The organism is Burkholderia sp. R-40 (assembly GCF_049942845.1).
Classification (GTDB): domain Bacteria; phylum Pseudomonadota; class Gammaproteobacteria; order Burkholderiales; family Burkholderiaceae; genus Burkholderia; species Burkholderia ambifaria.
Map to the genome: position 1 here is coordinate 438,899 of NZ_CP187968.1, position 22,830 is coordinate 461,728.

Consider the following 22,830-nt stretch of genomic DNA (forward strand, 5'->3'; position numbering starts at 1 on the left):
AAGCGATGACGGCAAGTCAACCCGCACATCCGAAACTGCCGGGCCAGGTCGTGCTCGTGCTTCAGGGCGGCGGCGCGCTGGGCGCATACCAGCTCGGCGTATTCGAGGCGCTGGACGCGTCGGGCATCCAGCCCGACTGGGTCATCGGCACGTCGATCGGCGCGATCAACGCGGCGCTGATCGCCGGCAACGCGCCCGGACACCGCGCGCAGCGGATGGCCGAATTCTGGCGCCATGTGACCGAACGGCCCGCCGTGAACGTGCCGGGCTTCCCGACGACCTGGGACAAGATCGGCGCCGAGCTCGCGGTCATCGGCGCCGGGATCCCGGGCTTCTTCCGGCCGAATCCCGCCGCATGGCTCGGGCCGCTCGCGCGCGTCGGCGTCGAGCATGCGTCCTACTATCTGGTCGAGCCGCTGCGCGACACGCTCGCGTCGCTGGTCGATCTCGACCTGCTGAACGCGCGCCGGCCACGGCTGACCGTCGGCGCGGTCAACGCGTGCACCGGCACGATGCGCTATTTCGATTCGCGCGACCGGCCGCTCGACCTCGATCACGTGATGAGCTCGGGTGCGCTGCCGCCCGCGTTCCCCGCCGTGCGGGTCGACGGCGCGCCCTACTGGGACGGCGGCATCTATTCGAATACGCCGGTCGAAGTCGTGCTGGACGACGCGCCGCGCCGCAGCTCGATCATCTTCTCGGTGCAGATGTGGAATCCGGTCGGGCCGGAGCCGCAAAGCATCTGGCAGGTGTCGGAACGGCAGAAGGACATCCAGTATGCGAGCCGCACGGACAGCAACATCGCGCGGCAACAGCAGATTCACGGGCTGCGCCATGTGATCAGGGAACTGGTGATGCGGCTGCCGGAGGCCGAGCGCAAGTCGCCCGACGTGCAGGCGCTCGCCGCGTGGGGCTGCCAGACCACGATGCACGTGATCAAGCTCGCGGCGCCGCGCCTCGACGGCGACGATCAGTGGAAGGACATCGATTTCACGCCGGACGGCATCGCGGCGCGCCGTCAGGCCGGGTTCGACGCGACGATGCAGGCGATCGCCGCGCGCCCGTGGGAGCTGCCGCTGGACCCGACGCAAGGGCTCAGCGTCTGGAGTCCGGAAGAGAACAGGATCGGCGAACGGCACAACTGATGCCGCGGGCGGCCATCTGCCCGCGCATCGTCCTGCCCTGGATCCGGCTTACAGCGCGCGCACGATGCCACCGTCGACCCGAATGTTCTGCCCGGTGATGTAGCCGGCGCCGTCCGACAGCAGGAACCTCACGGTCTGCGCGATCTCCTGCGTCTTGCCGAAACGGCCGACCGGAATGCGGGCAACGATCTCGGGCGTCTCCGGCCAGCTGTCGATGAAGCCCGGCAGCACCGAATTGATGCGAATGTTGTCCTTCGCATACCGGTCGGCGTACAGGCGCGTGACCGAACTCAGCGCCGCGCGCAGCGCGGACGACACCGGCATCGCCTGCTCGGGTGCGTCGGCCGCGAAGCTCGAAATATTGACCACCGCGCCGCCGCCCTGCTTCAGGAAGACGGGCGTCACGCGGCGCAGCACGCGAAGGACGTTGAGCACGATCAGGTCGAGCCCTTCGTGCCACTTGTCGTCCTCGATGGCGAGCAAGTCGCCCTTCGGCGGATGTCCGGTGTTGTTGACGACCGCGTCGATCCGGCCATACTTCGCGAGCGTCTCGTTGACGAAACGCTCGATGTCGGCGTCGTCGGTAACGGAGCCTGCAACGCCGAAACCACCCAGTTCCTGCGCCAGCTCGACCGCGCTGCCGGACGGCGACATCAGCGCGACGCGATAACCGTTGTTCGCGAGGTCGCGCGCGATTGCGGCGCCCATGCCCTTGCCCGCCGCCGTCACCAAAGCTACTTTCTCTACAGTCATGCCGCTCTCCCGGATAGGTCGGCTCAGCGCCGCGATCGTCGATCCAAAGCGCCACTGTAGGACTCTATAATCGCCTTGTCGAACGATGATTTCTCCATCCACCCTGTAGAATTTCTACTGCATGAATGCTTTGTCGCGTGCCCGCCGGTTCCCGCCGCTCAATGCGCTTCGCGCGTTCGAGGCCGCTGCGCGCCACCTCAATTTCCGGCTGGCCGCCGACGAACTCGGCGTGACGCAGGGTGCGGTCGCGCAGCAGGTCAGGCATCTGGAGGACGTCGTGGAGGTTCAGCTGTTTCGGCGCTTGCCCAGGGGGCTGGCGCTGACGCGCGAAGGGCTCGAGTATTTTTCGTCGGTCCAGCGCGCGCTGCAGATCATCTCCGACGCCACGGACGCCCTCGGCCAGCGCCCCACGGTGCTGGCGGTCAGCACGACGCCGTCGTTCGCGTCGAAATGGCTGATTCCCCGCCTGGCGGACTTCGGCCGGCTGCACCCCGACATCGAGGTTCGCGTCATCGCCGACGAAAGGCTTGCGTCGTTTCGGGCTGACGGCGTCGACATCGCGATTCGACTGAGCAAGCCGCCATTCCCGGCCGGCCTCGCCGCCGAGTTGCTGGCTCCGCTCGACATCTTCGCCGTCGCCAGCCCGAAGCTGCTCGACAGCGGCCCGCCGATCCGCACGCCCGCGGACTTGTCGATGCATGCGCTGTTGCACGACGCGCACGATCTGTGGCCCGAGTTCATCGAGAAGCTCGGTGGAAAGGGCCGGGCCGATCCGACGAAAGGGCCGAGATTCAGCCAGTCGCTGCTTGCGATCGACGCCGCGGTCGCGGGTCAAGGCATCGCGCTGACCAGCGAGCCGCTCGTCGAGCGCGACATCGCGGAAGGCAGACTGCGCCGCGTATTCGATTTTTCGTTTCCGATGTCGCTCGGGTTTTACCTCGTCTTCCCGCAGGCCAATGCGCATTCGGAAGCGTTGCAGGCCATGCGGCGCTGGCTGTTTGTGCAGTACGCGAAAGCGTGATCGGCGGGCACCCGCAGCGATTGACGAACGACAAGGAAGCATCGCATGCGATAGCGCCGATCCCGCGCCTTCCGGCCGCGAGCCTGCATCAACCGCTGTTCAGCAGCGCCGCAAACTTGTCGGCCAGTGTCGGACGCGAACGATGCGGCCAGATCGCGCTGAGTTCGAAGAGCGGCAGCGCGTCGCCTTCGCGCACTTCGCACACGCGCACGCCCGCGAACTGAATCGCGTTGACGGATCGCGGCAACAGTGACGCGCCGCAACCGGCGGCCACGCACGCGAGCACCGTCAGCGATCGATTGGCATCCTGAACGACATTGGCTTCGCAACCGAACTTGCGAAACGCACTGAGGATGCCGGCTCGCACCACCGGCAGCTGTCCGTGAGGAAACCATACCAAACCCATGCTCGCCAGTTCCGCGAGGCCGAGCTTGCCATCGTCGCCCAGCGGATGCGACGCCGGCACGACCGCGTGCAAGCGTTCGCGGACGATCAGCTTTTCGCGCATCCGGCCGCGGACCGCAACAGGCGTATGCAGCAACCCGATATCTATTTCGCCGGATTCCAGCGCGCTGGCCTGCTCCGCGTTGCTCATTTCCCGCAACGTCAGCTCGACATCGGGAATCGCGTCACGCAATGCGGCGATCGCGCGGGGCAGGACCTCGAACAGCGCCGCTGACGCGAAACCGATGGTCAGCCTGCCGCCACGTTGCGCGCCGATATCGCGGGCCCGCTTTTCCGCCGCCTCGATCCTCGACACACTCAGGCGAATGTCCTCCGCGATCGCTTCGCCCGCGGGCGTCAGCGCCGCGCCGCGACGCGTGCGCGCGAGCAGCTTCGTGCCGAGATCCTTCTCCAGCCGCGTCATGGCCTGACTGAGCGCTGGCTGCGCTATCCCGAGCTGCGCCGCCGCGCCGGTGACGCTTCCCGCATCGACGATCGCGAGAAAGTATTTGAGCGTGCGAATCGATTCCATGATTGCCTTCCATATCACGATGCTATGAATGAACAACGTTTTCATAGTATGCACGCGTACCTCACGTTCATAGAATGGCGTCAAATCGATCAACAGCGGCCGCCCGTCCGATTTCGCAGCGGCCTGCACCAGGAGACGACCATGCGCTGGTATGAGGACATCACGCCCAACGAGCGGCGAACCCTGTGGAGCTGCTTCGGCGGATGGGCGCTCGACGCCGTCGATACGCAGGTCTTTTCCCTCGTGATCCCGGCGCTTCTCGCCACGTGGGGCATCAGCAAAGGTCAGGCAGGATTGATCGGCGGTGCCACGCTCGTGGCCGGCGCGCTCGGCGGATTGCTCGCCGGCATCCTGTCCGATCGCGTCGGCCGGGTGCGCGCACTGCAGATCACGGTGATCTGGTTCTCGCTCTTCACGTTTCTGAGTGCGTTCGCGCAGACCTTCGAGCAATTGCTTGTGCTGAAGGCGCTGCAAGGCATCGGCTTCGGCGGCGAATGGACGGCGGGCGCCGTCCTGCTCAGCGAAACGATGAACCCGCAGCATCGCGGCAAGGCCATGGGCATCGTGCAGAGCGCGTGGGGATTCGGCTGGGGCGCCGCTGTGCTGCTCTATATGGCCGTGTTCTCGCTCGTTTCGTCGCAATGGGCCTGGCGCGTTCTGTTCGCGATCGGTCTCGTCCCGGCCCTGCTCGTTCTCTACCTGCGCCGCAACGTGGCCGAGCCGCCGCGCGAGCCGCACACTGAAACCGACGATTCCGCGCGCCGCGGCGTATTCAGCATTGCCGCCGGCATTTTCGATCCTGCGGTGATACGCACCACGATCGTCGGCGGCCTGATCGGACTGGGCGCGCACGGCGGCTACCATGCGATCACGACGTGGCTGCCGACGTATCTGAAGACCGAGCGCCATCTGTCGATCCTGGGCACCGGCGGTTATCTCGCGGTCGTCATCGTCGCATTCATCATCGGATGTTTCGTGAGCGCCTGGTTGCAGGACCGCATCGGGCGACGCTGGAACGTGATCCTGTTTGCCGTCTGCTGTGCGGTGATGGTCAACGTCTACACGTTGCTGCCGATCAGCGACACCACGATGCTGCTGCTGAGCTTTCCGCTCGGCCTCTTTTCAGCCGGCATTCCCGCGACGCTCGGCGCGCTCTTCAACGAGTTGTATCCGCAAGGCGTGCGCGGCACCGGTGTCGGCTTCTGCTACAACTTCGGCCGCATCGCATCGGCGGCATTTCCGGTGCTGATCGGTCACATGAGCGGATCGATGTCGCTCGGTGCGGCGCTGGGCATCGACGCGGGCGCCGCGTACGGCCTGGTCGTCGTCGCCGCGCTGATGTTGCCCGACACTCGGCGCCGGCTCGTCGCGTCGCCGCACGAGAACGGCGCGCAGGCCATCTCGCGCCACTGAGCGCGCGGCACGCGTACATCGAGGCATCGCTCCAACGTCAATTTGATTTCACGCACCCGACACGATGGACCGCTTCCCGCCCGCAACTCCGGCCGCCCCCTTCGACGGCCTGTCCCCCACGTCCCTGGCTTGGCTCGACGAAACCGCGACACGCATCACCGGCGTCGACGCGCACGCGCACATCTTCGTGCAAGGCCTGCCGCTCGCGGCACACCGCCGTCACGCGCCCGACTACGATGCAACGCTCGATCAATATGTCGCGCAGCTCGCGGCGCACGGTCTCTCCCAAGGCGTGCTGGTGCAGCCGAGCTTTCTCGGCACCGACAACGGGTTCCTGCGCGCGGTATGCGAGCGTTATCCGCGACGCTTTCGCGGTGTTGCCGTTGTCGCGCCAGAGGTCACGGATGCCGAGCTGGAAGCGCTGGACGCCGCACATATCGTCGGTGCGCGGCTGAATTTGATAGGGGTTGCACTGCCGGATTTCCGCGACGGCCGATGGTCCGCGCTCCTCGCACGCTTGAACGCACTACGTTGGCATGTCGAAGTTCAAGCGAATGCGGATGCTCTGCCGGTCGTGCTCGATGCGCTGCTTCGACACGATTGCACGGTCGTCGTCGATCACTTCGGGCGGCCCGATGCGCAGCTGCGCGCCGCGGATGCCGGCTTTCGCCATTTGCAGTCGACGGCCGCCTCGGGCAACGTTTGGGTCAAGCTCTCCGCCGCCTATCGCAGCGCCGAAAATTCGAACGGCATCGAGCACGGACGGGCGCTTGCCACCGCCCTGCTCGATTCGTTCGGCCCCGAGCGCATGGTCTGGGGTAGCGACTGGCCTCACACGCAGCATCGTCATCTGATCGACTATGACGGGGCCCTGAGCGCATTGGAATACTGGATTCCCGACCGTGCCGCCAGAGACAGAGTGATGACAACCTCCGCGGCGGAGCTTTTCAGGTTTTAGCGTGGATTTGCATTGGCTGTAGTGTGCCAATTGCCCTGCGCCGACCGGCGGAGCAGCCAAACGGCGCACGAATACGCACCCGGCAGTACAAGGACGCCGCTCGATGGGCCGTGGTCGGAGATCGATAAACAACCCCACACTCGTCAGTGTCTTCGCACATATCGTCTTTTTACGATATATGATTCGCCCATCGACGATACCTGTTTGCACCGGTTTCCCGACCGAACGCCGAAACACCACGCCCTTTCCATGCCGACCGAACTCGACATCGACGCGATCCTGAAAGCGCTTTCGAACCCGCTGCGCCGGGAAATCCTCGTCTGGCTGAAAACGCCGGGCGTGCATTTTCCCGAGCAGACGCTGCCGTACGACCACGGCGTCTGCGCCGGGCAGATCGACGCGCGCTGCGGGCTGTCGCAGTCGACCGTCTCCGCGCACCTCGCGACGCTGCAGCGCGCGGGGCTCGTGACGTCGACGCGGATCGGCCAGTGGGCGTTCTTCCGGCGCAACGAGGCCGTCATCGACGCATTTCTCGACGCTCTGCGCCGCGAACTCTGACCCAGGCCATGCGGGCCACCGCCGCGCACGACGCGACGGCCATCCCGTCTTTCGTGAAAAGGTTATCTGCCATGCCCACTCTGTTCGACCCCGTTACCCTCGGCGACCTGACCCTGCCGAATCGCATCGTGATGGCACCGCTCACCCGCTCCCGCGCGGGCGCGACGCGCGTGCCGAACGACCTGATGGCCCACTATTACGCCGAGCGCGCATCGGCCGGCCTGATCATCAGCGAAGCGACCTCGGTCACGCCGCAGGGCGTCGGCTATGCGGACACCCCCGGCATCTGGTCCGACGAGCAGGTCGAAGGCTGGAAGCGCGTGACCCAGGCCGTCCACGCGGCCGGCGGCCGCATGGTGCTGCAGCTGTGGCACGTCGGCCGGATCTCCGATCCGGTGTTCCTGAATGGCGACCTGCCGGTCGCGCCGAGCCCGATCGCCGCGGGCGGCCACGTCAGCCTCGTGCGCCCGCAGCGTCCGTACGTGACGCCGCGCGCGCTCGAACTCGACGAAATTCCGGGCATCGTCGCCGCATACCGCAAGGGCGCGGAGAACGCGAAGAAGGCCGGTTTCGACGGCGTCGAAATCCACGGCGCGAACGGCTATCTGCTCGACCAGTTCCTGCAGGACAGCACCAATCACCGCACCGACGCGTACGGCGGCCCGATCGAAAATCGCGCGCGCCTGCTGCTCGAAGTGGTCGACGCGGCGATCGACGTGTGGGGCGCGGGCCGTGTCGGCGTGCACCTCGCACCGCGCGGCGATGCGCACACGATGGGCGACTCCGATCCGGCTGCAACGTTCGGCTATGTCGCGCGCGAACTCGGGCGCCGCAAGATCGCGTTCATCTTCACGCGCGAGTCGTATTCGGGCGACCATCTGAGCCCGCGGCTGAAGGAAGCGTTCGGCGGCCCGCTGATCGCGAACGAGCAGTTCACGCTCGAATCCGCGCAGGACGCGCTCGCGAGCGGCAACGCCGATGCGATCGCGTGGGGCAAGCTGTTCATCGCGAACCCGGACCTGCCGCGCCGCCTCGAAATCGGCGCACCGCTGAACAAGCCGGTGCCGGAGACGTTCTACGCCGAAGGCGAAACGGGTTACACCGACTACCCGGCGCTCAGCGACGCTGCCTGACGGCCGGCGACACGTTCATGCGCGCACGTCGGCGCGCATGAACACGCGCCGCGTCTCGTCGAGGCCGCGTGCAACGTGATGTGCGCGAATCGCGTGCAGTGTGTGGTCGAGCGCTGCGTCGTCGACGATGTGGAAACCGAGGCGCGCGTAGTACGGCGCATTCCACGGTGCATCGCGGAACGTCGACAGCACGACCTCGGCAATGCCGTCTTGCGCGGCGCGCGTCATGATCCGTTCGATCAGGCGCGCGCCGATCCGCTGCCCCGCATGCGACGGCGCGACATCCAGTTCCTCCAGATACAGCCGCCGCGCATCGAGCAGCCGGTAGAACGCGAAGCCCACGCACGTCCCTTCATCGTCCGTCGCGACATACGCGCGACCGTCGTCGATGCGCACGAGCACGTCGGCCGCGTCGGTCGGTTCGCCTTCGGCGATGTCGACCATACCGATGGCGCGAAAGCGCTGGGCGGCGGCCACTTCCACGGCGGCCATGGCGGCCGCGTCTTCCCGCGTGGCGGGACGAATCCGGATCGATGCTGGCATCACGACGAGATAGGCGGGGGAAACGGCCGTCACTATAATCGAAACTTCATACCTTTCGAACGCCCTGCCCACGAGGTTCGTCATGACGCTGTCCGCGCTTGCCGTGTTCGCCATCGCCCTGCTCGTCACCGCCGGCACGCCCGGCCCGAGCGTCGCCGCGCTCGTCGCGCGCGTGCTGACGAACGGCGTGCGCGACGTGCTGCCGTTCCTCGCCGCGATGTGGATCGGCGAGGCGCTGTGGCTCACGCTGGCCGTCGCCGGGCTGTCCGCGTTCGCGCGCACGTTCGCGACGGGCCTGCTCGTGCTGAAGCTGCTCGGCGTCGCGTATCTGCTGTTCCTCGCGTGGAAGATGTGGACCGCGCCGACCGACACGCAGGCCGACGACCTGCCGCGCGGCCAGTCGCCGTGGCGCATGTTCGTCGCGGGCACGCTAGTCACGCTCGGCAACCCGAAGATCATGCTGTTCTATCTCGCACTGCTGCCGACGATCGTCGACCTCACGCATGTCGGGGTCGTCGCGTGGGCCGAGCTCGTCGGCACGATGCTCGCGATCCTGATCCTCGCCGACTGCTTCTGGTCGCTGCTCGCTTCACGTGCGCGCACGTTTCTCACTTCGGCACGCGCGAAGCGGATCGCGAACCGCACGAGCGCGACCGCGATGGCGGGTGCGGCGGTGGCGATCGCGACGCGTTGAGCGGCGCATTCGCACGACATTTCGTCGTCGCGGAACGGGCCGGGCGGGCGGCGAGCCGCCACGCCCGCCGCCGCCGCACACCACAGCACGTTACGGCGTTCCGGCGCTGCAGCAATAGGCCAGCAGGAACGTCGCGGTGCCCGCGTCGCCCTGCACGATCGCGCGCATGTCACCGTTCAGCTTCGCCATCGCTGCGGTCACGTAATCCGGCGCGGGCAGCTTGGCCGTATTGAAGTCGTGCACCGCAACCGCGACCGGCCTGTTGTCCTTCGTCTTCGGCGAGGCCAGCGCCCGGTCTTCCGCGGCGAATCGCTGATCTCGCGTGGCGACCGCGCCGACCTGCCCCGCGCAATAGCCGTGCGTTCCCGACATGATGTGAATCGTGTGCCCATCGCCGCTCAGCCCGGCCGCGATGGTATTGAGTGCCGCTGCGACGTCCCTGACGGTGCAGGGGTCGTGAAAGCCCCAGATCTGCACCGCATTCGGGGTGTCCTTCGTGATGTTGACGAGCGTTGCCATGACCTCTCTCCTTGCAGTCTGCGTGGCGGAAGGTTCGCGTAGCCGCCGGCGCGGCTTTCCACGAAGCCATTCCCGAGCCGGCGCGAGCCTGGCACGCGGTGCCCGTCGCGCCCCGCCGAGTTGAAAAACATGCGGATATCCGCCGACGGGCTCGATCGAACCGCGCACGCCCACGGACGGTTCAACCTTATCCGTCGGCATCGGTTCGCAACATGGACCGCGCGTCACACATTCGGCAACGGGCCGATCTTCACGGGAGCCGGTCGGTACTAGCAGCCCATCGACCTGCACCGCTCGCCCGACGCGGGCGCGTGATCGTTGCACGCCACCAGCGCCCGCACCAACGCCCAATCATCGTCGTCGCAGAAATCGAGCAGCACCGCGCCACACGGGCCACGCAGCTCGCGCAACCGCTCCGCGAGCCGCGCGTGAATCCCCTGCACCCTGCCATCGCCGCGCGCGACCACCGAGGGATTCGCGCCCATCCCCGTACCGCTGCAGAAATTGATCGCCCAGCGGCCGCTCTCCGGCGACGGCATGCCGGTCAGCAGCGCGTCGATCACGCGCCACTTGTAGTGGATCGACCCGGCGACGGGCACACGGTATTCATCCTGGATCACGAACGCCGAATCGGGATGATCGATCGTGAAAGTCGCGTTGTCGGGCCATGCGGTCAGGTCGATGCCGAGCGGTCGGCGGCTGCGAAACCGCCGCAACAACACCACCGCGCCGCGCACGGCGCCGAGCGTCGGCAGCGTGCCGCCCGCATGCCAGCGCAGCCGCGGATGCCGCGCGCAATGCGCATCGAACGTCGCCTCGAAACCGCGCGTACATGCGTGCGCGGGCCACTCGTCCTTCACCGACATCACGATGCATTCGCGCGGATGCGCATCGAGAAAGCGCGTGCAATCCGCGAGCACGTCGTCGAACGACATGCCGAGCGCGATCCCGCCGTGATGAATGTCGAACGTATCGCACCGATGCCGGCACCGGATGTCGAGCAGGCGCACGCCGTGCGCAAGCTGCGCGTCGAGCGGCGCACGCTGCGTGCGCACGAGCGGATCGTCGACGGTATACGCACAGGTGTCATGGCTGCCCGGTAGGGTCAGCGTAGGCAGCGGCCGCGCGTCGTCGAGCGCCGACATCCAGTCGGCCAGCGGCGTGGGGGCTTCGAGTCGCGAAGGGATCATGAATCGATGACTGACAAGGAAAGAAAAACGTGGGTGACGGCGTCGGATGTCGCCGTGCGGGCCGGCGTGTCGCGCTCGGCGGTATCGCGCGCGTTCTCGCCGACGGCAAGCATCGCGCCCGAAACGCGCGAACGCGTGATGGTGGCCGCGCGCGCGCTCGGCTACCAGGTCAACCTGATCGCGCGCGACATGATCACGCAGCGCAGCAGCATGATCGGCGTCGTGACGGCCGGGTTCGAGAATCCGTTCCGTGCGCGGCTGCTGTCGGACCTGATGGCGGCGCTCGGCCAGCGCGCGTTCACGCCGCTCGTGACCAACGCCGACGACCCGCATCAGGTCCGCCAATCGCTCGAACGTTTGCTCAGCTACCGGATCGCGGGCCTCGTGATGACGTCCGCGTCGCCGCCATTGTCGGTCGCGCGGCAGTATCTCGACCACCGGATTCCCGTCGTGATGATCAATCGCGAAGCGAACCTGCCGGGCGCGGATGTCGTCGTCAGCGACAACGCGGCGGGGGCCGCCCACGCCGCGCAACGGCTCGTGCGGGCCGGCGCGCGCCGGCTCGCGTTCGTCGGGCCGCGTACCACGAGCTACAGCGCGCGCTCGCGCGCGGATGCGTTCGCGCAGGGGCTGCAACGCGGTGACGCATTCGATGCGGCGCTCGTCCGCATGATCGATACGCACTCCGACACGCATGCGTGCGGCATCGATGCCGCACGGCAACTGTTCGCATCCGGCGAGCGCCCGGACGGCGTGTTCTGCTCGTCCGACCTGCTCGCGCTCGGCGTGGTCGACGCCGCACGCGACGCATTCGGCCTGCGCGTGCCCGACGACCTGCGCGTGATCGGCTTCGACGACATCCCCGCCGCCGCATACGACGCCTATCGGCTCACGACATTGCGCCAGGATACGCAAGGCCTCGCGCACGCGGCCGTCGACCTGCTCGCCGACCGGATCCAGACGTTCGACGGTGTGTCGCGCACGTGTGTCGTCCCGGTTACGCACGTGGTCCGGCATAGCTGCGCGTAACGCGCCGGGTCACTTCAGCCCGCCGGCGAAGCCGCGCAGCAGATAGCGCTGCACGTAGCCGGCCACGGCGAGCGTCGGCAGCGACGCCAGCAGCCCCGCGCTCATCAGGTCGCCCCAGTCGATGCCGTTCTCCGTCACGTAACCGGCAATCGCGAGCGGCAGCGTGAAGCGGCTCGGCGTCGACACGAACAGCAGCGCGATCAGGAATTCGTTCCACGCGGCGATGAACACGAAGATCGCGGTCGCGATCAGCCCCGGCGCGCACAGCGGCAGCACGATCTGCACGAGCCGCCGCGCGAGGCCCGCGCCGTCGATGCACGCGGCTTCCTCGTATTCGACCGGCACGTCGCGCACGAACGCGAGCAGCATCCAGATCGCCATCGGCAGCGCGTAGATCTGGTAAGCGAGCATCAGCCCGAGCGTCGAGTCGAGCAGATGCAGCCGCTTCGCGAGCGCGAACAGCGGTACGGCGATCGTGATCGGCGGCATCAGCTTCAGTGCCAGCACGAGCATCAGGAACAGCAGGTCGAGCCGCGCCGGAAACCGCAGCCGCACGAGTGCATACGCGGCCGGAAACGCGAGCGTCAGCGCGAGCAGCGTCGTGCCGAACCCGACCAGCAGCGAATTGGCGAGCGGCGCGCCGATGCCGTTCGACCACACCGACACGAAATGATCGAGCATCGGCGCGGCCGGCCAGATCCGCAGCGGATGATCGAGGCGTTCGAGCGTCGGCATGAACGCCGCGCCGGCCATCCACAGGCACGGCAACAGCAACAGCGCGAGCGCGACGAAGCGCAGCCCCCATGGCGCCGCGCGACCGAATGCGGCGCCCGCTCGCGCGTGCGCGATGCCTGCGGAGCACGCCGTCATGCGCGCCGCTTGCGAACCGTTTGCCATACGTACCCCGAAACGAGCAGCGCGGACGCCGCAAGCATCAGCACCGACGCGGCACTCGCCGGCCCGACGTTGAAGAAGCGAAAGCCCGTGTCGTAGATGTAGGTCGACAGCGTCTGCGTTGCGTTGCCGGGGCCGCCGCCCGTCAGCGCATAGACCTTGTCGAACAGCTTGAACGTGTCGATCGAGCGCAGCAGCAGCGCGAGGCCGATCTGCGGCGCTGCAAGCGGCAGCGTGATGTCGCGCAGGCACTGCCATTCGCTCGCGCCGTCGGTGCGAGCGGCTTCGTACAGTTCCTGCGGGATCGATTGCAGCCCCGCCAGCACGATCAGGAACGCCATCGGCGTCCACTGCCATACGTCGACGAGCGCGAGCGACCACAACGCAAGATGCGGATCGGACAGCCAGCGCACGCCCTCGACGCCGAACGCGGCGAGCAGCGCGTTCAGGAAGCCGTCGAAGTTGAGCCAGTTGCGCCAGATCGCCGAGCACACGAGCGTGGACAGCATCATCGGCAGGATCGCGAGCGGCAGCGCGATGCGCCGCCCCGGAAACGCGCGCACGAACAGCAGCGCGAGGCCGAAGCCGAGCGCGACTTCGGCGAGCGAGGCCACGATCGTGAAGCGCAGCGTGTTGCCGAAGCCGGCTGTGAACGCATCGTCGCCAAGCACCGCGCGATAGTTCGCGAGCCCGGCGAACGTGCGTCGGCCGGCCGCATAGTCGACCCGGCAGAACGAATCGACCAGCACCTGCGCGACCGGGTACAGCGCGAGCGCGGCCAGCACCAGCAGCGCGGGCCCGAGCAGCGCGACGAACGGCAGGCTGCGGCCGAGGGCTTTCATGCGCGGATTCCGGGCGATGCGCGACGGCGGGCCGTCACTTGCCGGCCGCGGCCATCGCCTGCGCGATCTTCTGCTGCGCCTGACGCAGCGCGGCGTCGGGTGCGGCCTGCCCGGTCAGCGCGAGCTGCAGCAGGTCGCCGAGAATGCTCTCGACCTGCTGCCAGTCCTTCACGCGCGGCCGCGCACGGCCGGCCTCGAGCGCCTTCAGCTGATCGGGATACCAGCGGTATTGGCGCACCAGCGCAGGATCGGCGAACACGCTGCGGCGCGTCGGCGGAATGCCGATTCCGGCGAGGCGCGCCTGCGTGTCGCGCGAGCTCAGGTAGCTCAGGAATTCCTGCGCGAGCTTCGCGTGCGGCGCATCCTTCGGAATGCCCATCTGCCAGATGCCGAGCATCGGTGCGGGGCCCGCCGTCTGCCCGGGCGGCGGCTGCAGCGCGATCTGCCCGACCACGCGCGACTGCTTCGGATCGTCGAGCGCCGGAATCCACGCCGGCCACACTTCGATCGACTGCGCGGCGGTGCCGCGCTGCAGCGCGTCGCGCACTTCGGCGGCGCCGTACACGTCGACGTCCTTCGGCGCGGACGCCTTCAGCGCGAGGAAGGTCTTCAGCGCGGCCTGCGCCTCGCGCGAATCGATCGTTACGTTGCCGGCACGGTCGAACACGTCGCCGCCGTAGGCCCACAGGATCGGCAGGAAACCCGTCACGACCGGGTTGCCCTTCGTGCCGCGGAACACGACGCCCGACACGCTCTTGTCCGCACCGCCGACGGTCTGCGCGATCTTCAGCACGTCGTCCCAGTTGCGCGGCGGCTGCAGCTTGTACTTCGCGAGCAGATCCTTCCGGTAAGCGAACATCTCGACGTTGCCGACGATCGGCAGCGCGTACAGCGCGCCCGCCGCGTTGCGGCCGAGCGCGACCGCGGACGGCACGAGATCGGCATCGGCGAGCGACGCCGGCAGCGGCTTCAGCCAGCCGTTGCCGATGAATTCGGGCGCCCACGTGTCGTCCATCATCACGAGGTCGTATGTGCCGGTGCCTTCGCGCATCGACAGCTTCAGCTTCTGGTACAGGTTCGCGTTCGGCAGCTTGAGCAGCTCGATGTCGGTGCCCGGATGCAGTTTGGTGAAGCCGGCGACGGCGTCGGCCAGCCCCTTGCCGTAGATGTCGTCGCGGCCCGCGATGACGAGATCCGCCGCGAAGGCGTGCGAGGCGGCAAAGGACAGCGCAACGGCGGCGGACAGCGCGCGCAGGCGGCTCAACAGGGTCATGAGGTCTCTCTCGATCGACGTGGTGGCGGGTCGGCCTCGCGTTGCACACGTGTGCAACGCGGGCGACGCTTCGGGCGGCCTGAAGCGAACGCCATTGTTCACGTCGATCGTTAAGAATTTGTGGCACGCGGCGGGATCGGCCCCCGGCGCGGCCCGCCGCCCCGCCGGGGCCGGCGCGCGCCGTCAGAAGTTCACGCGGATCCCGGCCATCACCGCGAGCTGGCGGCTCGAATTGCTGTTCGCGAGCACCGGGATTTGCGCGTAGTTCGCCGCGTTGCCGTTCGCGTCGGTGCCGAGCCCCGCGCCGCTCGCGATCTGGCCGATCGCCACCGCGTACAGCGCGGTGCGCTTCGACAGGCTGTAGTTGGTGCCGACGTTGACCTGGTGGAAGCGCGTCGTGCCGCGCCCGTCGGTGTGCGCGGCGTTGAAGATATACGCGACGCCGCCCTGCAGCGCCGGCGTGAACATGTACGTGACGTTCAGCTCGCCGATGTCGAACGTGAACGCCTGCGTGCGCGGCTGCGCGTCGGTCGAGAAATAGCGGCTGTCGCCGAGGCGCGTGTGCGTATAGGTCAGCGCGAGCGTCGCCGCGCCGAGCGTCACCGAGCCGCCCGCGCCGAATGCGCGCATCGAGCCGGCGTCCTGCAACAGGCAGTACATCGCGCCCGGGTTGCTGCACGCGAAGTCGCCGATATAGCCGCTCGCGCCGCCGAGCGCCGCGTCGAGCGGCTGGTGCAGGTCGAGATAGCCGACCGAGAACGCGATCGGCGCGCGGGTGTAGGTCGCCGCGACCGCATAGCCGCGCTTCGCGGAAAAGTCGCCGGCCTGCCCGCCGAAGCTGAACGTGCCGCCGACCGTCAGGCCGTGGAAGTCCGCGCTGGTGAACTTCACCGCGTTGTTGAAGTTGAACGCGGCATTCAGGTTGTCGACGTCGCCGAGATGCGAGCCGTACGGCGTCGCCCAGTTGTTGCTGGAGACATAGGCGCCGAGCATGTCGGTGTACGAGTCGTATTGCCGGCCGAGGCCGAGCGTGCCGATCCCGTCCTGGCGCAGCCCGACCCATGCCTGCCGGCTAAACGCGGTGCCGCCCTGCAGCGCCTGCCCGTTCGCGGACAGGAACTGCTGCTCGAGCGAAAACACCGCATCGAGCCCGCCGCCGAGCGGTTCGGCGCCCTGGAAGCCGAAGCGGGACGGCACCAGGTTGCCGCCGCCCATCTGCCACGCATGGCCGCCGCCCGTGCTGCCGTCGGCCCGCGTGAACTGCTGGTTCGTCGAATAGATGATGCCGGTGTCCACGGTGCCGTACAGCGTCACGCTGCCGGAGGTCTGCGCGTGCGCATGCATGCAACCCAGCGTGGCCGCGGCCGCGGCCAGTCGTCGTCCGATCTTCATGTCCCGCCCCTCTGTTGTCATCGATTCGCAGTGCAGATCGATGGAGTTGTCGATATGGGTGACAGGACTCTATCCAGCGAAAATTCGGGACCTCTATCCCAAATCAGCAAACGGTGAAGCGATCGGGTATCCCACGAGGGCGCGCGGCGTCACCGTCGCGGCACGAAGACGTCATTCGGGACGCAAGGTCTGCGACGGCAGCTCGCCGAACAGGTCGCGATACTCGCGCGCGAAATAACCCAGATGCGTGAAGCCCCAGCTCGCGGCGGCCTCGCCCACGCCGAGCTGGTGCGCGCACGTGGTGCGCAGCAGGCGCCGCACCGCGTTCAGCCGGATCGTGCGCAGATAGCCGACGGGCGTGACGTCGGCGACGCGCTGGAAGCTCGTCTGCAGCGTACGGCGGCTGCAGCGCAGCGCGCGGCACAGTTCGAGCACGGTCACGGGTTCCTCGGGCCGGTCGCGCAGATGCTTCTCGCAACGGCTGACGATATCGCTGTAGGTGGCGTGCGTGATGTCGCGACGCTCGACGCCGATGCCCTGGTCGAGCGCATCGAGGAACATGCCGAGCATCGCGTCGCGGAACATCTTGCGGGTGGCCGCGTATTCGAGGCAGCCGGGATTGCGCTGCGCGTCGTCGATCAGCGACGACAGCCGCGCGCCGAGCGCGACGCCCTGCTCGTCCGACAGCCGCGTGACGTGCCGCAGCTTGCGCGCGCCGGCCGCGCCGAACTCGGCTTCGCACAGCTCGTCGATCATGTCCGATGCGGCGCTGATCCCGACCAACCCCATCCCTTCCGGCGTATGGAATTCGAAATCCTCGCCGGCGCGCAGCGCGAGCAGCGCATAGCCGTCGATCGGCTGGCCCTGGAACGTGCCGGCGAGCGGCACCGACAACGGCACCGCGAGCGACGTGCGCCGGGCCGGCGCGAGGCCGGTTTGCGCGACACGCCGGTTGGTCGTCTCGCGGAAGAAATGAAAGTCGTCGTACAGCACCTGCGTGACGGTGCCCCTGAACCGGCCCGGCGTCATCTGGCGATAGACCTGATGCCAACCGGCGATCGCGAGCCCGTGGTCATGCACGTCTTCGTGTGAGCGTGACTGGAACAGCATCGGCGTCTCCGGTAAAACCCTGAATCCACGTTGCGGCCGCGCGGCTCGCAACGGCACAGCTTACCCCCGCAAAATTCCGCGCAGTGCGGCTTCGAATGCAAGACAGGCTGCCGACAGCGCGGCGGCCTGCTCGCCGGTGAGACGGACATAGCGGCGAAACGAAGGCATCCGGTTCACGACTTCGCTGCCGCCGAACGGCACGACGGCGAGTGTCCAGCGTCCGTCGTGCGCGGCGATCGTGCAGTCGGTCAGGTGCAGCGGGCGCAGCGCGTCGGCGAGCGACGGCTGCGCGACGACTGCGGCCACCGCGCGCGCGAATCCGGGGTCGCATCCCGGCTCGGGTTCGGCCGCGACGCCGGTGCGCCGCAGCCAGCCGGTCTGGAGCACGCGTGCGCGGCCTTCCCCGGCCTGACCGTGCGCGGCGACCGTCACCTGCACGCTGACCGTATGCATCAGGAACTGACGCTCGACGCGCTCGTCGACGCGCACGCGCACGCCGTTGGGCAGCCGGGCCGTGGTGTCGGCCGCGGCGCCGTTCGCGTCGCGCACCGCGCCGAGGTCGGCCAGCACGCGCGCGGCGATCGCGCCGGGGCGGTGGCCCGGCGGCGGTGTGTCCGGCGCCGTGCGCCACCGGGCGAAGGCGAGCTTCACGACGCGACGTGCTCGCGGTGCAGCACTTCCTCGACCGGCACCGGCTTGAACGGATGCCGGCGCTGCACGACGACCGTCCAGAACAGCGCATACAGCGCGGTGAGCCCGAGCATCGCGCCGAACGGCACGTAGATGTCGCGCGCGTTCATGCCCGGCGGCGTGATGTACCAGATCGCGAGCACGATGCCGACGCTCGACACGATCTGCGGCAGCGGGAATAGCGGCGAACGGTACGGGCGCGGCAGGTCTGGACGGCGGATGCGCAGCATCACGACCGACGCGGTGACGAGCAGGTACGCGGTGCCCCATGCGCAGGTCGCGGCGAGCACGAGGTGCAGGATGCTGTCGAGGTTGCCGTGGATCAGCCATGCGTGCGCGATCGGCACGATCGCCGCCGCGACGATGCCGACCACCGGCGTCTTGAAGCGCGGATGCAGATACGCGAAGCAGCGCGGCAGCGCGCCGTCGATCGCCATCCCGTACAGGATGCGCGGCAGCCCGGCCATCAGCGTGTTGATCGTCGCGGCGCCCGCGCACAGGAATGCGATGCCGAACCACACGCGGCCGAAGGGCCCAAGCACCTGCAGCGCGAACGCGGGAATCGCGCCCGGCGTGTCGAGCAGGTGCGTCAGTCCGTCCGGGCTGACCGGCACGTTCGCGACCTGGCGGCGGATCGCCGCGCCGTACAGGAACATGCAGATCGCGACGCCGACGAGGCCGAGCGCCATCGCGCGCGGAATCGTGCGGCCCGGCGCCTTCATTTCCGGCGCGAGCGGCGTGACGAACTCGCAGCCGACGAACATGAACATCGCCATCCCCACCAGTGACAGCACGGCCGGCACCGACGTGCCGACTGCCGAGCCGCCGAACCAGCCGTCGAGATGCACGGCGGGCGCCGCGGCGAGGCCGAGGATCCCGAAGATCATCAGCGACAGCCACATGCCGGCCGTCAGCACGATCTCGAGCTTGCTGAATACCTTGATGCCGATGATGTTGGTGATCGCGAACGTGACCACCAGGCCGACGCCGACGAGCCACGAACTGTTGTGCTTCTCGAGCGCGGCGTTCAGCGACTCGAAGTTCACGAGCGCCATGATGCCGCTCAGGATCGTCTCCGCCGTGCCGGCGAACACGTGGACGAGGAAATACGCGGAAATCGTGCCGGTGATCGCCCAGAAGCGGCCGAGCCCGCACGACAGGTAATCGTAAACCGAGCCGGCCGTCGGCAGCATCGCGGCGGCTTCGGAGAACGTCGTCGCCTGCGCCTGCATCATCACGAACGCGATGATCATCGCGACCGCGAACGCCCAGCCGCCCATCCCGAAGCCCGACGTCGCGGTGAGGATCACCGGGCTCGCCATGATGAGGCCGACGGCACTCGCCAGCGCGGTCGGAAAACCGACCGCGCCCGCCGTCAGCACCGTGCCGCCGCCCGCTTCAGCCGACGCACCGGCGGGCGTTTCGCCCGCGGCGCCCGTCACTCCAGACCATCCCGACATCGTCGTCTCCTTCCTGTTTCGGCCGGCGCCGCCGCTGCGGCGCCCGTTCCGTGCTTCGCGGCCGGCCCGGGGCAGCGCGTCAGCGCTTCGACCCCGGGCCACTGTCGATCAAACTCGATCCGATGTCGAAAAAATACGCAGGCAAAATAATTCGGTCATAGCGCAAATCGGCAAAACGGCGGTGGGGAGCGGGTTATCCCGCCCTCCACCGCCGGTTCGTCGTCGCGCGCTCACGCGGTCACGACATCACGCCCTTACAGGGCCCTTACGTCCTCACGCGAACGGCACGCCCTCGAAGCCCGCCGCGAGCGCGTCGACGATCCGGTCGAGCGGCTCGCGCTGGATCACGAGCGGCGGCGACAGGATGATCTTCGTGCCGACCGGACGCACCAGCACGCCGTGCTCGCGCGCCACTTCGGCGACCGCGTTCGCATAGCCGGACAGCGGGTCGATCGGCTCGCGGGTCTGCTTGTTCGCGACGAGATCGAGCGCGAGCATCAGCCCCTTGCCGCGCACCTCGCCGACCGCCGCGAAGCGTTCCGGAAACGACCGCAGCGCTTCGAGCAGATACGCGCCCTGCTTCGCCGCGTTCGCCGGCAGATCTTCCTTCACGACGATGTCGAGGCTCGCGATCGCGGCCGCGCATGCAACCGGGTGCCCGGCGTACGTGTAGCCGTGCATGATCGCGCCGCCGAAGTCCGCGTTTGCGGCGAATGCGTCCTCGATCCGCGCGTTCACGGCCGTCGCGCCGAGCGGCACGTAACCGGACGAGATCCCCTTCGCGAGACACATGATGTCAGGGCGCACGCCCCAGCCGCGGCTGCCGAACATGCTGCCGCTGCGGCCGAAGCCCGTCACGACTTCGTCGGCGATCAGCAGCACGCCGTAGCGGTCGCACACCTCGCGCACGAGCGGCCAGTAGTTCGCCGGCGGCACGATCACGCCGCCCGCGCCCTGCACCGGTTCGGCGATGAACGCGGCAACCGTGTCGGGGCTCTGGAACTGGATCTCGCGCTCCAGCATTTCCGCGCAGATCCGGCCGAGTTCCTCCGGATCCTGCGTGAACGGGTTGCGGTACAGCCACGGCGTCTCGACGTGGAAGCAGCCGGGCAGGTTCGGTTCGTAGTTGCGGCGAAACACCGTATTGCCGTTCACCGACGCGCCGCCGAAGTGCGTGCCGTGATAGCCCTGCTTCAGCGAGATGAACTTCGTACGGTCGGCCTGGCCGCGCACCTTCCAGTACTGGCGCGCGATCTTCAACGCGGTCTCGATCGAGTCGGAGCCGCCCGAGCTGTACAGCACGCGGCGCATCCCTTCCGGCTCGAGCATGTCGATCAGCTTCTTCGACAGCTCTTCCGCGCGCGGATGCGAGATGCCGTCGAACAGCTGGAAGTATTCGAGTTCGTCGAGCTGACGCACGATCGCGTCCTTCACTTCCTGGCGGTTGTGCCCGACGTTCACGTTCCACAGGCCCGCGACGCCGTCGACAAGCTTGCGCCCCTCTTCGTCGAACACGTAGCAGCCGTCGCCGCGCACGATGCGGATCGGCTTGCGCTGTTTCATTTCGTTCGGGTGCAGCATCGGGTGCCAGAACTTCGCTTCGTTGTAGCTCATTGCAATCTCCACTTTCGGATCGGTTGAACCTCGATCGCTCGGGTTCGAGGTTGTCGGCGTTGGCGCCGCGCGTCAGTGCGCGATGCAGACGGATTTGGTTTCGGTGAAGCCTTCGATCGCGTATTGCCCGAACTCGCGGCCGATGCCCGACTGCTTGTAGCCGCCGAACGGCATCGACGGATCGAGCGGGATGTGACAGTTCACCCACACGGTGCCGGCCTCGATCTGCGGCACGAGGTTCATCACGCGCTTCAGGTCGTTGCTCCAGATGCTCGCGGCGAGGCCGTACGGCGACGCATTCGCGAGCCGCACCGCGTCGGCCGCGTCGTCGAACGGCACGACGACGATCACCGGGCCGAACACCTCGTCGCGCACGATCGCGCTGTCCAGATGCGGATCGGCGATCACGGCCGGCTTCACGTAGTAGCCGGGCAGATCGTCGGCCGGCGTGCCGCCCGCGAGGAACGTGAGGCCCGCGCGGCGCGCGCCTTCGATGTGCTCGACGACCTTGTCGCGATGGTGCGCGGAGACCAGCGGGTTGATCTGCGCGGTCGTGTCGAGGCCCGCGCCGAGCTTCATCGACTGCGCGACGCCCGCGAGGCCGTCCGCGAGCTGTGCGAACTTGCTGCGATGCACGTAGATGCGTGATGCGGCCGCGCACACCTGCCCCTGGTTGAAGAACGCGCCGGCGGCGACGCCGTCGAGCGCCTGCGCGACGTCCACGTCGTCGAGCATCACGATCGGATTCTTGCCGCCGAGTTCGAGCGAGAAGCGCGTCATGTTCTGCACGGCCGCCGCGCCGACCAGCTTGCCGGTCGCGGTCGAGCCGGTGAACGAGATCTTCGCGATCCACGGGTGGCTCGACAGCGCGGCGCCGCAGGTGCGCCCGCCGGTGACGACGTTGAACGCGCCGGGCGGCACGCCGGCCTCGCGGGCGAGTTCGGCGAGGCGCAGCGCGGTGAGCGGCGTTTCCGGCGACGGCTTCAGCACGATCGTGCAGCCGGCGGCGAGCGCCGGAATCAGCTTCCACACCGCGATCATCAGCGGGAAATTCCACGGCACGATCGCGGCGACCACGCCGACGGGCTCCTTGCGCGTATAGGCCGTATAGCGCGCGCCGGGCGGGAACGGGATCGACACGTCGAGCGTCTGGCCGGTGATCTTGGTCGCCCAGCCGGCCATGTAGCGCACGTATTCGACGCTCGCGCCGACCTCGATCGCGCGCGACACGTGGATCGACTTGCCCTGGTTCAGCGTTTCGAGCTGCGCGAGGGTTTCGGCGTCGGCTTCGATCAGGTCGGCGAGCTTCAGCAGGATGCGTTCGCGGTCGGCCGGCCGCAGCCCGCTCCATATGCGGGTGTCGAACGCGTGTTTCGCGCTCGCGACCGCGCGATCGACGTCGTGCGCGTCGGCATCCGCCACCGTCGCGAGCCGCTCGCCGGTGGCCGGGTCGTGCACGTCGAGCCGCGCGGCCGAGTGCGCGGGCTGCATCGCGCCGTCGATGAAAAGGCCGAAGTCGCGTGCGATGAAGGTGCGCACGGTGTCGCTGACGGCAACGAAGTTCGTGGTGCTCATGGGCGTCTTCTCGATGTTTATCGTGGCTGTGCCGCGTGCGCGCGGGCA

22 protein-coding genes are annotated in these 22,830 nt (G+C 68.0%); 8 read left to right on the forward strand and 14 right to left on the reverse strand.

Translation table 11 applies throughout. The annotated features are described in order from the left end of the window. The first annotated feature begins 5 nt into the window (after positions 1–5). Positions 6–1,145 carry a patatin-like phospholipase family protein gene (locus tag ACP26O_RS18300; protein WP_175663552.1) on the forward strand — a complete coding sequence of 380 codons (1,140 nt, stop codon included), beginning with the start codon at positions 6–8 and terminating at the stop codon, positions 1,143–1,145. Between the two features lie 48 nt (positions 1,146–1,193). Here ACP26O_RS18300 and ACP26O_RS18305 read toward each other — a convergent pair whose 3' ends face one another. Next, complete coding sequence (locus ACP26O_RS18305; RefSeq protein ID WP_175658997.1) at positions 1,194–1,898, reverse strand: SDR family oxidoreductase; 705 nt, start codon at positions 1,896–1,898, stop codon at positions 1,194–1,196. 121 nt (positions 1,899–2,019) lie between these two features. On the opposite strand from ACP26O_RS18305, the gene gcvA reads away from it, so the two are divergent. Further along, complete coding sequence (gcvA, locus tag ACP26O_RS18310) at positions 2,020–2,919, forward strand: transcriptional regulator GcvA (RefSeq protein ID WP_175663551.1); 900 nt, start codon at positions 2,020–2,022, stop codon at positions 2,917–2,919. Positions 2,920–3,007: 88 nt separating this feature from the next. Here gcvA and ACP26O_RS18315 read toward each other — a convergent pair whose 3' ends face one another. Continuing rightward, complete coding sequence (locus ACP26O_RS18315; RefSeq protein ID WP_175663815.1) at positions 3,008–3,895, reverse strand: LysR family transcriptional regulator; 888 nt, start codon at positions 3,893–3,895, stop codon at positions 3,008–3,010. A 141-nt stretch (positions 3,896–4,036) separates the two neighbouring features. Here ACP26O_RS18315 and ACP26O_RS18320 point away from each other — a divergent pair, with 141 nt between their 5' ends. The 4 genes from ACP26O_RS18320 to ACP26O_RS18335 all read left to right on the forward strand — a co-directional run bounded on the left by ACP26O_RS18320 (position 4,037) and on the right by ACP26O_RS18335 (position 7,957). After that, a complete protein-coding gene (locus tag ACP26O_RS18320) occupies positions 4,037–5,308 on the forward strand; it encodes an MFS transporter (RefSeq protein ID WP_175663814.1) in 1,272 nt (423 codons plus the stop codon). Between the two features lie 64 nt (positions 5,309–5,372). Next, positions 5,373–6,266 (forward strand): amidohydrolase family protein, encoded by an 894-nt coding sequence (locus ACP26O_RS18325; RefSeq protein WP_175663550.1) that lies wholly within the window; start codon positions 5,373–5,375, stop codon positions 6,264–6,266. Between the two features lie 249 nt (positions 6,267–6,515). After that, the gene (locus ACP26O_RS18330; RefSeq protein WP_011659140.1) at positions 6,516–6,824 is read left to right on the forward strand and encodes an ArsR/SmtB family transcription factor; all 309 of its coding nucleotides are present in this window, start codon (positions 6,516–6,518) and stop codon (positions 6,822–6,824) included. 71 nt (positions 6,825–6,895) lie between these two features. After that, positions 6,896–7,957: an alkene reductase gene (locus ACP26O_RS18335; RefSeq protein WP_175663549.1), complete on the forward strand. Its 1,062-nt coding sequence runs from the start codon at positions 6,896–6,898 to the stop codon at positions 7,955–7,957. Between the two features lie 15 nt (positions 7,958–7,972). Here ACP26O_RS18335 and ACP26O_RS18340 read toward each other — a convergent pair whose 3' ends face one another. Continuing rightward, positions 7,973–8,500: a GNAT family N-acetyltransferase gene (locus ACP26O_RS18340; RefSeq protein ID WP_175663813.1), complete on the reverse strand. Its 528-nt coding sequence runs from the start codon at positions 8,498–8,500 to the stop codon at positions 7,973–7,975. A gap of 82 nt (positions 8,501–8,582) precedes the next feature. Here ACP26O_RS18340 and ACP26O_RS18345 point away from each other — a divergent pair, with 82 nt between their 5' ends. Continuing rightward, positions 8,583–9,194, forward strand: a complete 612-nt coding sequence (locus ACP26O_RS18345; RefSeq protein WP_175663548.1) for a LysE family translocator — start codon at positions 8,583–8,585, stop codon at positions 9,192–9,194. 90 nt (positions 9,195–9,284) lie between these two features. Here ACP26O_RS18345 and ACP26O_RS18350 read toward each other — a convergent pair whose 3' ends face one another. Further along, a complete protein-coding gene (locus ACP26O_RS18350) occupies positions 9,285–9,713 on the reverse strand; it encodes a hypothetical protein (RefSeq protein WP_011659144.1) in 429 nt (142 codons plus the stop codon). Between the two features lie 269 nt (positions 9,714–9,982). Continuing rightward, positions 9,983–10,903, reverse strand: coding sequence for a phosphatidylinositol-specific phospholipase C (locus tag ACP26O_RS18355; protein ID WP_175663547.1), 921 nt, complete (start codon positions 10,901–10,903; stop codon positions 9,983–9,985). A 6-nt stretch (positions 10,904–10,909) separates the two neighbouring features. On the opposite strand from ACP26O_RS18355, the gene ACP26O_RS18360 reads away from it, so the two are divergent. Beyond that, positions 10,910–11,932 carry a LacI family DNA-binding transcriptional regulator gene (locus ACP26O_RS18360; RefSeq protein ID WP_175663546.1) on the forward strand — a complete coding sequence of 341 codons (1,023 nt, stop codon included), beginning with the start codon at positions 10,910–10,912 and terminating at the stop codon, positions 11,930–11,932. Positions 11,933–11,941: 9 nt separating this feature from the next. On the opposite strand, the gene ACP26O_RS18365 is transcribed toward ACP26O_RS18360, so the two are convergent. From ACP26O_RS18365 to ACP26O_RS18405, 9 genes are all read right to left on the reverse strand, one after another. Further along, the gene (locus tag ACP26O_RS18365; protein ID WP_175663545.1) at positions 11,942–12,802 is read right to left on the reverse strand and encodes a carbohydrate ABC transporter permease; all 861 of its coding nucleotides are present in this window, start codon (positions 12,800–12,802) and stop codon (positions 11,942–11,944) included. Beyond that, positions 12,799–13,668, reverse strand: a complete 870-nt coding sequence (locus tag ACP26O_RS18370) for a carbohydrate ABC transporter permease (RefSeq protein ID WP_175663544.1) — start codon at positions 13,666–13,668, stop codon at positions 12,799–12,801. The genes ACP26O_RS18365 and ACP26O_RS18370 overlap by 4 nt, the downstream gene beginning before the upstream one ends. A 34-nt stretch (positions 13,669–13,702) precedes the next feature. Continuing rightward, positions 13,703–14,941: an ABC transporter substrate-binding protein gene (locus ACP26O_RS18375; protein WP_175663543.1), complete on the reverse strand. Its 1,239-nt coding sequence runs from the start codon at positions 14,939–14,941 to the stop codon at positions 13,703–13,705. A gap of 183 nt (positions 14,942–15,124) precedes the next feature. Then, positions 15,125–16,333 carry a porin gene (locus ACP26O_RS18380; RefSeq protein WP_105786732.1) on the reverse strand — a complete coding sequence of 403 codons (1,209 nt, stop codon included), beginning with the start codon at positions 16,331–16,333 and terminating at the stop codon, positions 15,125–15,127. Between the two features lie 171 nt (positions 16,334–16,504). Beyond that, positions 16,505–17,443: a helix-turn-helix domain-containing protein gene (locus ACP26O_RS18385; RefSeq protein WP_175654523.1), complete on the reverse strand. Its 939-nt coding sequence runs from the start codon at positions 17,441–17,443 to the stop codon at positions 16,505–16,507. A gap of 60 nt (positions 17,444–17,503) precedes the next feature. Then, positions 17,504–18,094, reverse strand: a complete 591-nt coding sequence (locus ACP26O_RS18390; RefSeq protein WP_175663542.1) for a DUF3156 family protein — start codon at positions 18,092–18,094, stop codon at positions 17,504–17,506. After that, the gene (locus tag ACP26O_RS18395) at positions 18,091–19,593 is read right to left on the reverse strand and encodes an APC family permease (RefSeq protein WP_175663541.1); all 1,503 of its coding nucleotides are present in this window, start codon (positions 19,591–19,593) and stop codon (positions 18,091–18,093) included. The genes ACP26O_RS18390 and ACP26O_RS18395 overlap by 4 nt, the downstream gene beginning before the upstream one ends. A 273-nt stretch (positions 19,594–19,866) precedes the next feature. After that, complete coding sequence (locus tag ACP26O_RS18400; RefSeq protein ID WP_011659154.1) at positions 19,867–21,207, reverse strand: aspartate aminotransferase family protein; 1,341 nt, start codon at positions 21,205–21,207, stop codon at positions 19,867–19,869. A gap of 72 nt (positions 21,208–21,279) precedes the next feature. Next, positions 21,280–22,782 (reverse strand): aldehyde dehydrogenase family protein, encoded by a 1,503-nt coding sequence (locus ACP26O_RS18405; RefSeq protein ID WP_175663540.1) that lies wholly within the window; start codon positions 22,780–22,782, stop codon positions 21,280–21,282. Positions 22,783–22,830 lie beyond the last annotated feature (48 nt).